The following is a 12,063-nucleotide window of genomic DNA, read 5'->3' as shown; positions in this document are numbered from 1 at the left end:
GCCGGCCGCCGGCCTGCCGAGGATCAGGCCTTCCGGCCGACCGAGCTGAACATCAAGTACGTGTAGACCAGCGTCTCCGGATCGACCATCGCCTCCCGGACCAGATCGAGCTGCTTCATCGTCATCCCGCGCCCGAGCAGCGCGTCCTGCAACTGGTACGTGTTGTTGTGCTGCAGCAACGCTCCCGCCTCGTCCCCGGCGAACAGCTTGTTGAACACCGTCGTCTCGACCTCCAGCCCCGCCGCCCGCATCGCCACCGGCGCGCGGCGGGCCCAGGCCAGCTCGGTCCCGTTCGACTCCATCAGCCCGAGCAGCGTGTCCTGCAGCGTGACGAACGCCTCAGCCGCCTCCGGCGTCGCCGTGTGCGCGACCCAGTCGCGCCACGTGCAGTCCCAGTCCGACAGCACCAGTACGCCGCCCGGCCGCAACGCAGCGGCCAGCCGGCGTACGACGTCGTCGCGGCCGGTCACGTGCATCAGCACCAGCCGGGCGTAGATCAGGTCGTACCGGCCCTCGGGCAGATCCATCGTGCGGATGTCGTCGGTGCGGACGTCGATGTTCGGCCCGGGCTCGACGTACCGGGGATCGAGATCGACCGAGGTCACGTGCCCGTCCGGGCCGACCTGCTCGCTCAGCAGCTGGGTGATCGTGCCGGCGCCGGGCCCGATCTCCAGGCACTGCCAGCCGGGCCGGAGACCGACGCCGGACAGCACATCGCGGGCGTGGCCGTCGAGGATCTCACCGAGCAGCCGGACCTGGCGGCGGGCGTGCTCCTGGGCGTTGTCGTAGGTGTATCTGCTGTCGGACACAGGTTTGATTGTCCGGCGCGTACCGCACAATCGTCATGTATCCGGCAACTACTCGACACCGAGAGACTGGGCATTCGATACAGTCGCCGTTCCGACGAACCGAGGGTGAACCGCCGTGACCGCTCAGCTCGAGTACCCCGAACCGCAGGAGTCCGAGGCGCTGCTGTCGGTCCAGGGGCTGTGGAAGGTGTTCGGCCCGAAGGCCGCCCGCGTCCCCCGCCGCCCCGAGCTCGCCGAGCTCAACCGGGCCACCCTCTACGACCGCACCGGCTGTACGGCGGCCGTCCGCGACCTGAGCTTCGACGTCGCCCCGGGCGAGGTCTTCGTGGTGATGGGCCTGTCCGGTTCCGGCAAGTCGACGCTGGTCCGCTGCCTGACCCGGCTGGTCGAGCCGACCGCGGGCCGGCTGATCTTCGAGGGCGAGGACCTGCGCGCCGCCGACGAGAAGCGGCTGCGGACGCTGCGCCGGAGCAAGTTCTCGATGGTGTTCCAGCACTTCGGCCTGCTCCCGCACCGCAAGGTGATCGACAACGTCTCGTACGGGCTGGAGGTCCGCGGCGAGAGCAAGCCGGACCGCAAGCGCCGGGCCCAGGAAGTGATCGACCTGGTCGGCCTGTCCGGGAACGAGAACATGTACCCCGAGCAGCTGTCCGGCGGTATGCAGCAGCGGGTCGGCCTGGCCCGCGCGCTGGCCAACGACCCCGACGTGCTGCTCTTCGACGAGCCGTTCTCCGCGCTCGACCCGCTGATCCGCCGCGAGATGCAGACCGAGGTGGTCCGGCTGCACCGCGAGGTCGGCAAGACGATGGTCTTCATCACCCACGACCTGTCCGAGGCGCTCAAGCTCGGCGACCGGATCCTGCTGATGCGCGACGGCGCCGCCGTCCAGCTCGGCACCGGCGACGAGCTGGTCGGCGCACCAGCGGACGACTACGTGCGCGAGTTCGTCCGGGACATCCCGCGCGCCGACGTGCTGACGCTGCGCTGGATCGTCCGGCCGCCGCGCGACGGCGAGCAGCTGGACGGGCCGGAGCTCGGCCCCGACGTCCTGGTCCGCGAGGCGACCCGGCTGGTGCTCGAGTCCGACCGCCCGGTGAAGGTCGTCGCCGAGGGCCAGCTGCTCGGCGTGATCGGCGACGAGGAGATCCTCGCCGTCGTAGCGGACGCCTGACATGGCCTCAATCACTGGTTCTCTGGAATTGCACGTACGAAAGCCCCGCAAGCTCGTGCTCGTCGGCGGGCTGCTGGTCGTCTGGCTCGCGCTCTGGTTCGTCCTGCGCGGAGTGCACACGCTCGCCCTCGGCGGGCAGGACACGACGCCGTTCCACCGCTGGCTGACCGAGCAGGCCGGCGTCGTCGGCAGTGGCAACGCGGTCTCGGACGCGATCCGGGTCGTCGTCGACCAGCTCGTCGTGCTGCTCCAGAGCGTGATCGCCCAGCCGTCGTACGGGCGGCCGGTGCCGGTCGTCGGCTGGCTCGGCGTGGTCGCGGTGGCGGCGTTCCTGGCCTGGGCGTTCGGCAACTGGAAGGTCGCGCTGCTGACCGCGGCCGGGTTCACGTTCCTCGGGCTGCAGGGGCTGTGGCAGGAGAGCATGGACACGCTCTCGCTGACCATCGCGGCCGTCGTACTGGCGCTGCTGGCCGGCATCCCGCTCGGCATCTGGGCCGGGCTGTCCGACCGCTTCTTCAAGGTCGCGACGCTCGTCCTCGACCTGATGCAGACGCTGCCGACGTTCGTGTACCTCGCGCCGCTGACCCTCTTCTTCGCGATCGGCCCGGCCGCGGCCACGATCGCGACACTGATCTACGCCGCCCCGCCGGTGGTCCGGCTGACCGCGCACGCGATCCGCTCGGTCCCGGCCGAGAGCGTCGAAGCGGCCCGGTCGCTCGGCTCGACCCGCGGCCAGACGCTGGCCAAGGTGCTGCTGCCGATGTCGCGCAGCACGGTCGTGGTCGGCATCAACCAGACCATCATGGCCGCGCTCTCGATGGTCACCGTCGCCGCGCTGATCGACGCACCCGGCCTCGGCCAGACCGTGCTCAAGGCGCTGCAGACGCTCGACGTCGGCGTCGCGTTCAACGCGGGCCTGGCGATCGTCGTCCTGGCCATCGTGCTCGACCGCGTGACCACCGCCGCCGGCGACCGGCCGTGGCGGATCGCGAGCCTGCGCCGCAAGATCCTGCTCGGCCTCGGCGCGCTCGGCGTCCTGGTCGCGATCTGGTTCTCCCGCACCTACGTCTGGGCCGCGGAGTTCCCCACCGACGTGAACGTCGGCTCCCGGATCGCCGTCGCCGCGGCCGACGTGACGACCTGGGTGCAGGACGTCTTCGGCGGTTTCACGTACGGCGTCCGCGACGCGGTCACGTTCGGCGTACTCAACCCGCTCCAGGACCTGCTCACCGACTCGCCGTGGTGGCTGGTCACCGGCGTCGTCGTCGCGCTCGCCCTGATCCTCGGCGGCTGGCGGGCCGCGCTCCCGGCGACGGTCTGCCTGCTGCTCCTGGTCGGGACCGGCGTCTGGCAGGACGCGATGGTGACGCTCGCGTCGACGCTGCTGGCCACCGTCGTGGTGGTTGCTGTCGGCATCGTCCTCGGCGTCTGGACCGGGCGCAACCAGCGCGTCGACAGCTGGGTCCGGCCGGTCCTCGACGCGGGGCAGACGATGCCCCCGTTCGTGTACCTGGTGCCGTTCCTGGCGCTGTTCGGGACCAGCCGGTTCACCGCGATCGCGGCGGCGGTCGTGTTCGCCGTACCGGTGACGACGAAGATCGTGGCCGACGGCATCCGCGCCGTACCGGTGGCCACCGTCGAAGCGGCGAACTCGGTCGGCTCCAGCACCTGGCAGGTGATCAGCAAGGTCCAGCTGCCGGTGGCCCGGCGGGCGATCACCCTCGCAGTCAACCAGGGCCTGATCTACGTGCTGTCGATGGTCGTCGTCGGCGGTCTGGTCGGCGCGGGCGCGCTCGGGTACGACGTGGCCGCCGGCTTCGCGCAGAGCGAGCTGTACGGCAAGGGTTTGGCCGCCGGGCTGGCGATCGTGCTGCTGGGCGTGATGCTCGACCGGATCACGCAGGCGGCGGCCCGGCGTACGAGGAAGTTCAGAGGAACAGTCAGAGGAGACAACCTGTGGTGACCAACAAGCTCCGGACCGCTGGAGTGCTGACCGCCTTGGCCCTGGCCCTGACCGCGTGCGGGGGCGCGAAGGTCGGCGAGGCCGAGAAGCCGGCCGACGGCGGCAAGGAGTGCGGCACCTTCAACCTCGCCGTCAGCCCCTGGGTCGGCTACGAGGCGAACGCCGCGGTGGTCGCCTACGTCGCGACCAAGGACCTCGGTTGCAAGGTGACCAAGAAGAACCTCAAGGAGGAGATCTCCTGGCAGGGCTTCGGCACCGGCGAGGTCGACGCCGTGCTGGAGAACTGGGGTCACGAGGACCTGAAGAAGAAGTACGTCGAGGAGCAGAAGGTCGCCGTCGTGGTCGGCCCGTCCGGCAACAAGGGCGTGATCGGCTGGTACCTGCCGCCGTGGCTGGCCGCCGAGAAGCCCGAGCTCAAGGACTGGAACAACCTGAACAAGAACGCCGCCCTGTTCAAGACGTCGGAATCCGGCGGCAAGGGCCAGCTGCTCGACGGCGACCCGTCGTTCGTCACCAACGACGAGGCGCTGGTGAAGAACCTGAAGCTCGACTACAAGGTCGTGTATGCCGGCAGCGAGACCGCGCTGATCCAGGCCTTCCGCGACGCGGAGAAGAACAAGAAGCCGGTGATCGGCTACTTCTACGAGCCGCAGTGGTTCTTCAACGAGCTGAAGCTGGTCAAGGTCGACCTCCCGGCGTACAAGGCCGGCTGCGACGCCGACCCGGCCAAGGTCGCCTGCGACTACCCCGCGTACGACCTGGACAAGATCGTGTCGAAGAAGTTCGCCGACTCCGGCAGCCCGGCGTACGAGCTGGTGAAGAACTTCAGCTGGACCAACGACGACCAGAACGTGGTCGCCAAGTACATCGCCGAGGACAAGATGACGCCCGACGCGGCCGCCGAGAAGTGGGTCAACGACAACCGCGCGAAGGTCGACGCCTGGCTCGGGAAGTAACCCCCTGCGACGGCCTCGGTACCCACCCCGAGGCCGTCGGCAACTATCATGACGCCGGTTTGCAACGCCGATGACACGCCGGAAATCGGACAGAACCGGGTAGGTTCGGTTCATGATCATCGTGACAGCTGCACTGAAGGGCGGGGTCGGCAAGACAACCACGTCGGTGTACCTCGCCGCGCTGGCATCGTCGAACCGCCGGACCGCCACCCTCGTCGACGCCGATCCGCAGGGCTCCGCCGCGGACTGGATCGAGACGTCGGACGACGACCACCTGGCCCGGATCGAGATCGCCGAGGCGCCGACGGAGCGGTTGCTGACCAAGGCGCTGGACAAGGTGCCACCGGAGGGCATCGGCGTCGTCGACATGCCACCGTCGCACGAGCGCCTGCTCAACAAGGCCCTCGAACGGGCCCGGATCGTGGTCATCCCGACCCGCGTCGGCGGCGTCGAGACGCCCCGCGTGAAGGCCGTGCTCGAGCTGGTCCCCGAGGGCACGCCGGTCGGCCTGGTGATCTGCTCGGCGCGCACCTACACCCGCGCGTACCAGGAGACCATGCAGCAGTACGCCGAGGAGAACATCCCGGTCTGGGGCTCGATCCCCGAGCGCGTCTCGATCACCGCCGGCCCGACCGGACCACTGGCCGAGGACGGCCTGGAGTCCTACAAGAAGGTCTGGCGCAAGATCCTGGCCGCAGCCCGCAGCTGAACGGAAGCGTCGAGCTCGCTCGGCCCCTTCTTTTCCCGCTCGCATCGCCCGCAGGGCGATGCGAGCGGTCAGCGCTGGAGCGGCGGCTCGCCTCGTACGTACGAACGAATGACTGTGGCTGCTGCCCCTCGGGCCCAGTCATCAAAAGTGTGTGACCTCAGCATCAAGCGGCAGTCGCCCGCCGCTCCGAACGCGTGCGCCGCGAACGCCTCGCGCATCCGCTGCTCGTACAGGTCGTAGTCCGCGACGCCCTCACCCGCGATCACGACCAGCTCCGGCCCGACCAGGTTCACCATCGCGGCCAGCGCCGACCCGATCACCTCGCCGGCCCGGTCGAACGCCTCGCGGGCGTCCTCGTTCCCCGCGTGCGCCAGCTCGATCGCCCCGGACAGATCGAGGTCGCTCTGCCCGGTCGTCTCCCGCGCCCGCGCCAGGATCGCGTCCGACGACGCGACCGTCTCGACGCAGCCCCGCCGCCCACAGGTGCAGACCAGCTCACCCGGTGCCAGCGGCAAGTGCCCGAGCTCACCCGACACCCCGTGCGCCCCCGACACCACCTCGCCGTTGATGTAGAGCCCGCACCCGACCCCGGACCCGATCGTCACCACCGCGAACGAGTCGGCGTTCACCCCGACCCCGAACCAGTGCTCGGCCACGGTCAGCGCCCGGACGTCGTTCGTCACGACCACCGGTACGTCGAGCTTCGCGGTCAGCGCGGCCGCCAGCGGCACGTCCCGCCAGCCCATGAACGGCGAGTCCCGTACCACCCCGTGCTCCGCATCGACATCGCCCGACACCGCGACGCCGATCCCGGCCAGCGGCCCGGCGTCGCTCTCCTCGATCTCCGCGATCAGCTCGCGGGCCAGCTCGACCAGGTTCGCGGCGACGGTGTCCGCCGAGGTCTCCGACAGCCGGCGGTGCCGTACGGCGCGGATCCCGGCCGTGAAGTCCGTGGTCACGCCGATCAGGTCGGTCGGCGTCACCTTGAGCCCGATCACCGAGACGCTGTTCGCGACCACGGTCAGCGGGCTGACCGGGCGCCCGATCCCGAGCTGGCTCTCGACGTGCTCGTCCGGGGTGACCGGCTGGTCCGTGACGAAGCCGGCGTCGATCAGCGGCGCGACCGCCTTGGTGACCGCCGCCTGGGACAGCCCGGTCCGGCGCGCGATCTCGACCCGCGGGATCGGACCCTGGGTGAGGATCTTGGTGAGGACCTCGATCCCGGCCGGCGTCGCCAGCGGCAGCGGTCGGTTCGGGCGTGGGGGCATGAGAGCAAACTACCGGCGTGGAGGCCGTTTCAGCGCGCTGACCGGGTGGGTGCGCGCAAGAAAGCGCATTCACGCGGTAGATATATCGACATTTCCCAGGATCGGCGAGGTCAGGGCCCAACGGATCGTGCGGGTCAGCCCGTCCCCGGCGGCCCGGACGACGGTCTGCTCCGCCAGCGGCAGGTACGGCAGCCGCAGCGGCCAGCGCGACCAGAACGGCAGCAGCCCGACGGCGGCCGCCGTCAGTACGCCGTACGCCGGACGCGCGGCCAGCGGCACCGGCGGGTGGATCAGGATGAAGCGCGCTGCCTGCCGCGCTTCCGTCGTACCGCGGAGCTCGGGGCGATACGCGTCGAGCATCTGCCGCAGCTCGACCATCGTCGTCGGCGGCTCGATGACGCCCAGTGCCTTCGCCACCCGGGCGGTGTCGGCCACGTAGCCGTCCTGCTCGGCGGCGTCGAGCGGGTTGGCGCCGTAGCGCTGGTGGGCCGCCAGGAAGCTGTCGATCTCGGCCAGGTGCACCCACTTGAGCAGGTGCGGATCGCCGGCCCGGTACGGCGTACCGTCCGGGCTGGTTCCGCGGACGCGCTCGTGGACGGACTTGACCTTGGCGATCGCCGCCTCGGCGTCGGACTCGGCGCCGTACGTGGTGATCGCCAGGAAGAAGCTGGTCCGCTGCAGCCGCCCCCACGGGTCGCCGCGGTAGCCGGAGTGCGCGGACACGGCAGCCATCGCCAGCGGGTGCAGCGACTGCAGCAGCAGCGCCCGCAGCCCGCCGGCGAACATCGACGCGTCGCCGTGCACCCGCCGGATCGGCCGGTCGGGCGCGAACCACCTAGGCCCAGGGGTGTTGTGGACCCGGTTCCGCTCGGCGCGCGGATCCGGGCCGGCCACCTTCGTCATGATCATCCGGGCCAGTCCGTCCCTCACCGGGTCGAGCAGGGTGGTCGGCAGCGTGGCGGTCATACGGCCAGTCTGCCCACCACTCCAAGCCCTCGATCATTTCCCGACGTCCACGAAGATCGGGTTCGTGTAGAGCCAGGTGTCCAGCCACGGGTCGCCGTCGTTCACCGGGTGCTGGATCGGGCCGGCCGGGTCGATCGCGCGACCCAGGTAGCCCGGGCCGTTGCGGCGGCCGTCGCTGCCGCGCAGCCGGAGGTAGTGGCTGCGCTCGGCCCGGCCCAGCGGGATGCGGAGCGTGTAGGTGCCCGACTTACGGCGTACGTCGAGCTGCTCGACCACCCGGGTGTCAGGAGCCTTCCAGCTGTCCCGGTCGTGCGCCGGACCGGTCACCACGCCGCGGATGACGTCCAGGTGCGCCAGCCGCGGCAGGAGCTCGTGGAAGTTGGGCCGGGTCGCACTGGTGACGGTGACGGTCAGCTCCAGCCGCTCACCGCGGCTGACCTTCAGCCGGCCGCCCAGCGTGACGCCGCGGCGCTTGGAACCGGCAGTGCTGAGCCGGACGTCCAGACCGTCGACCAGCTGCCCGTGGTCGACCCAGACCCGGCCGGCGCGCAGCCCGGCCATCACGTCGAGGTAGGAGTAGCGGGTCACGCCGACGTGGGTCCGGCTGAACTGGCCGGGCCAGAAGTCGCTGCCGGCCTGCGGCGTACCGGCGTCGGTCGGAGCAGGCTTCCAGCCGAGCGAGTCGAAGTTCTCACCGGGCGGGAACTCCCCGTCCTTCCAGGTGTCCCAGATGGTCCGGTGGTTGTCGCTGTTCGAGGTGATCGAGAACAGCCGGCCCTCGGCGAGCAGCGAGTCCCAGAGCCCGCCGACGGTCGCGGTGGCCCAGTCGAAGCCGCCGTACGTGCGGTACGCGTCGGCCGGGTACCCGGGGAAGCTGGCGGCGCTCGGGGCGTTCACGTACTCGCCGCGCTGCGCCGCGGTCACCCCGCGATACGCGACCCACGCCGGGTCGGCGTCGCCCTGCGAACCGGGAGCGCCCTCCATACCGATCAGCACGCCCGTGTCGCGCCAGGCGCGCACCTCGTGCGGTGAGTCGATCCCGAGCCTGAGCGGATGATTGGCCAGCACCAGCACGTCGTCGACGTACCCGCGCCGCTTCTGCTCGGCCAGCCAGCGCAGCGCCTCGACCGCGTGCTGTTCGTTCTCGGGTGTGTTGTCCGACCGGTTGGTCAGTTTCCCGTCGTACTGGCGCTCGAAGGCCTGCAGCAGCGGTACGACGTTCGGCCCCGGCGCGACCAGCACGGTCCCGTGCTCGGCCGCCGGGATGTACCACTCGAGCCCCTGGAAGATCAGCATCCGCGGATTCTCGGCGCGAGCCTTCAGCACCTTGTCCTGCTCGGCCGCGGCGCCCTTGTCCGCGTGCCCGAAGTTGCTGTGCTCGGTGAACGCCATCCAGTCCAGCCCGAACTGCGCCCCACGCTGCGCCAGCTGCCCGAACCCGTACTTCGCGTCGTGGCTGTACCGGCTGTGCACATGGTGGTCCCCGACCAGCCACACCAGCTCCGGATCACCCCCGGACGTAGCGGCAGCCTCCCCAGCACCGGCCACACCTAGCAACCCGGCCCCACCCAGCAGCCCAGCACCCCGCAGCACACCCCGCCGCGAAACCCCCTGAGCATCCAGCCGCTCCTCGGGGACCTCCACGTCGGCCCACTCCGGCAACTGCATCCCGCCACCTCCCTGTGTCCACGACACTGTCGGGGCCGCCGGTGAAGCAGGTGTGTGCGGCAGGTGAACGCCGGGCTCAGGGCTGCTGAGCGGTCCACTCGTCGGCGAGGACGGAGTACAGGACGGAGTCGCGCCAGGCGTCGTTGGTGAAGACGTGGTCGCGCAGGAGGCCCTCGTAGCTGAAGCCGAGGCGCTGGACGACGGCGATCGAGGCCGCGTTCTCGGGGCCGATCGCGGCGGTCACCCGGTGCAGGGCGAGCGGGCCGAAGGCGAAGTCGAGGATCAGCCGGCAGGCGGTGGTGGCGTAGCCGTGACCCCAGTGGTCGGCGCCGATGCCGTAGCCGAGCTTGGCGCCCTTGTGAACGCCCGGCGCGAGCCGGATGAACCCGAGCACACGGTCGTCGTCAAGGCGGGTGACGGCGAGCATGTAGTCGGGCCGGCTCTCCTGGGCGGAACGCTCGACGATCCCGTCGAGCATCTTGCGCGCCGACTCCGGCGTGTGGGTGGCGAAGGCCATCCAGGCGGTCACCCGCTCGTCACCGACGACGGAGTAGAAGTCGTCGAAGTCGTCGGGGCGGAACTCCCGCAGGCTGACGCCGTCGCCGGTGAGCGGATCCATCCCGCAGGCTACCGCGGGAAGCTCTGGATCGGCGTACGGGTGAACATCTCGATCTCCTCCTGCAGCTCCCGGGCGTCGTCGGCGCGCCCGGACTGCCGCAGCGCCTGGTGGACCCGGCGGGCCGAGTGCACCACGCCGTTGATCCGGCGCTCGGCGGGCAGCCCCAGGACCGGCGCGATCGCGTCGGCCGCGCCGTCCAGCTCACCGCTCGCGATCCGGGTGATCGCCATCGCGGCGTGGCTGCCGGCCGCGTCGCCGAAGGCCCACTCGGGGTGCGACTGGTCGGTGTAGGCGTCGACGGCCTGGTTGGAGTACCGCTCGGCGGTCTCCATCTCACCGGGCAGCCAGGCCAGCGCGTCGGCCGCGTAGTACAGCTGCCGGTTGCGCCCGAAGGTGCACAGGCCGCCCATCTCGTCGAGCTCGTCGTTGCGGACCGAGTTCCACGCGTTCTCCGCGCGCTCCAGGGCGGCGCGGGTGGCGTCGGGGTTGCCGAGCGCGGCCCAGGCGCGGGCCTCGCTGACCGGGAGCCAGACCGAGGTGGTGCTGTTCGCCTGCTCGGCGTACCCGGCGCCGAGCTGGGCGTACCGGACCGAGTCGTGCGGGTTGCCGGCCCAGTACGAGACCAGGGACTGCAGGCCGCGGACCCAGGCGCGCAGGCCGTGGTGGTCGGCGTTGTCGGCGCACAGGAACGCCGTCCGGGCCTGGGTCAGGGCGGCGTGCGGGTTGCCCAGGTCGTGCGACGCCTTGGCCAGCAGACCGCCGGTGACGCCACCGAGGAAGTACAGCTGCCGCAGGTGTTCCGGACGCTGCCGGCTCTCCAGCAACGCGAAGACCAGGTCCTGGGTCTCGACCAGCTGGCCGAGGATCTCCGGCAGCGGACGCTGCGGGTAGGCCTTCGCGACGTGTCTCACGTCGTCGTACACCTGTTCCATGGCCTCGCTCCCGAGACCGGTCTGGGCCGCGAGGGCGAACGCCCGCGCACGGCTGGCAGCCATGTCGAGTACCTCCATCTCATTCCCTGTCGTGATCCGTCCACTCGCGGCAGGTGCCGGCACCACCTGGGCTGCCTGCTCGGGGACGTACGGGGCGAGGAGCTCCTCGACCGGCTTGCCGAACATGCGTTGCAGGGTGCGCCGGGTCTGAGGAGTGGTCCCTGCACGCTCGCCCGATGCGAGGCGCCGCAGGTGCCGCTCGGTGATGGTTCCACCCAGCTCGACGAACTCGGCGACGATCTCGGAGTAGGTCTGGTTCCGGCGCTGGATCAGGTGCGCCAGGACCGTTCTTGGCGCATACCTACCCGCCATCGTTCCTCCCGTTCACGTCAGTTCAGACGTTGTCTCGACTCATGCCCCACGACAAGGTGCAGTCACCCAGATGTCCGCGAGAGGTCCTGAAGAGGTCCGGCAAAGGTCCGCCGCAGGTCCTAGAGCGGTCACGCTCGGGTTGTGCACCATTACTGCCATGACAACCAGTAAGTCCAACTGGTTGCAAGGCCTGAGAGTTACGGGGTGAGCGAGTAGTGACAGTCGCGGAGATGACGTCGAGGCAGCACCGCCGCCGGGTGCGGGTCTGGTTCGGCGAGCACGTGATCGCGCAGTACGTCGCCGAGGCGCCGCTGGCGGCGCGCTACGAGCAGGCGATGCGCCGCCGGTTCGCCGGCCTCCGGGTCACCAACGACCTCCTCGGGCCGCAGGACGGTTCGGACAGCTGAGACCTGCTCGGGTCCTCCTCAGACCCGAGCGGCTGCGCCCTGGAGTCTCCTCACGTTCAGGGAGCAGTGCACGGAAAGGTCCGGGACACTCCTCAGTCCCCGGACACCACCCAGGTGGGGGGGGGGGGGGGGGGGGGATGCTGTGGTGGGGGCCATAGCCACGGGGAGGTTGAGAGGATGGGGTGTTTAGTTGCTCTGGTCACTATGACGCCCGAGCCGCCCA

At 70.4% G+C, this 12,063-nt stretch carries 11 protein-coding genes; 5 read left to right on the top strand and 6 right to left on the bottom strand.

Translation table 11 applies throughout. The annotated features are described in order from the left end of the window. Positions 1–23: 23 nt before the first annotated feature. Entirely contained in the window at positions 24–809 is a 786-nt protein-coding gene (locus ACZ6Z4_RS26975) for a class I SAM-dependent methyltransferase (RefSeq protein ID WP_465569779.1), read from the bottom strand. A 115-nt stretch (positions 810–924) separates the two neighbouring features. On the opposite strand from ACZ6Z4_RS26975, the gene ACZ6Z4_RS26970 reads away from it, so the two are divergent. The 4 genes from ACZ6Z4_RS26970 (at position 925) to ACZ6Z4_RS26955 (ending at position 5,608) form a co-directional block, all read left to right on the top strand. Then, complete coding sequence (locus tag ACZ6Z4_RS26970; RefSeq protein WP_363676768.1) at positions 925–1,980, top strand: quaternary amine ABC transporter ATP-binding protein; 1,056 nt, start codon at positions 925–927, stop codon at positions 1,978–1,980. 28 nt (positions 1,981–2,008) lie between these two features. After that, positions 2,009–3,943, top strand: a complete 1,935-nt coding sequence (locus tag ACZ6Z4_RS26965; RefSeq protein WP_465569776.1) for an ABC transporter permease — start codon at positions 2,009–2,011, stop codon at positions 3,941–3,943. Continuing rightward, positions 3,940–4,899 (top strand): ABC transporter substrate-binding protein, encoded by a 960-nt coding sequence (locus ACZ6Z4_RS26960; RefSeq protein WP_465569773.1) that lies wholly within the window; start codon positions 3,940–3,942, stop codon positions 4,897–4,899. Before ACZ6Z4_RS26965 ends, ACZ6Z4_RS26960 begins: the two co-directional genes overlap by 4 nt. A 112-nt stretch (positions 4,900–5,011) precedes the next feature. Further along, positions 5,012–5,608: a ParA family protein gene (locus ACZ6Z4_RS26955; RefSeq protein WP_184800949.1), complete on the top strand. Its 597-nt coding sequence runs from the start codon at positions 5,012–5,014 to the stop codon at positions 5,606–5,608. Positions 5,609–5,676: 68 nt separating this feature from the next. On the opposite strand, the gene ACZ6Z4_RS26950 is transcribed toward ACZ6Z4_RS26955, so the two are convergent. From ACZ6Z4_RS26950 to ACZ6Z4_RS26930, 5 genes are all read right to left on the bottom strand, one after another. Next, positions 5,677–6,876: an ROK family transcriptional regulator gene (locus ACZ6Z4_RS26950; protein ID WP_465569770.1), complete on the bottom strand. Its 1,200-nt coding sequence runs from the start codon at positions 6,874–6,876 to the stop codon at positions 5,677–5,679. Between the two features lie 69 nt (positions 6,877–6,945). Continuing rightward, positions 6,946–7,842: an oxygenase MpaB family protein gene (locus ACZ6Z4_RS26945; RefSeq protein ID WP_465569768.1), complete on the bottom strand. Its 897-nt coding sequence runs from the start codon at positions 7,840–7,842 to the stop codon at positions 6,946–6,948. 33 nt (positions 7,843–7,875) lie between these two features. After that, positions 7,876–9,510, bottom strand: a complete 1,635-nt coding sequence (locus tag ACZ6Z4_RS26940) for a PHP domain-containing protein (RefSeq protein ID WP_465569766.1) — start codon at positions 9,508–9,510, stop codon at positions 7,876–7,878. A gap of 76 nt (positions 9,511–9,586) precedes the next feature. Then, positions 9,587–10,129: a GNAT family N-acetyltransferase gene (locus tag ACZ6Z4_RS26935; RefSeq protein WP_465569763.1), complete on the bottom strand. Its 543-nt coding sequence runs from the start codon at positions 10,127–10,129 to the stop codon at positions 9,587–9,589. Between the two features lie 8 nt (positions 10,130–10,137). Continuing rightward, positions 10,138–11,433, bottom strand: a complete 1,296-nt coding sequence (locus tag ACZ6Z4_RS26930) for an XRE family transcriptional regulator (RefSeq protein ID WP_363676761.1) — start codon at positions 11,431–11,433, stop codon at positions 10,138–10,140. A gap of 230 nt (positions 11,434–11,663) precedes the next feature. On the opposite strand from ACZ6Z4_RS26930, the gene ACZ6Z4_RS26925 reads away from it, so the two are divergent. Then, positions 11,664–11,840 (top strand): hypothetical protein, encoded by a 177-nt coding sequence (locus tag ACZ6Z4_RS26925; protein ID WP_363676760.1) that lies wholly within the window; start codon positions 11,664–11,666, stop codon positions 11,838–11,840. Positions 11,841–12,063: the final 223 nt, after the last annotated feature.

The organism is Kribbella sp. NPDC104740 (assembly GCF_055583505.1).
This window is presented reverse-complemented; position numbering and strand designations above follow the sequence as displayed.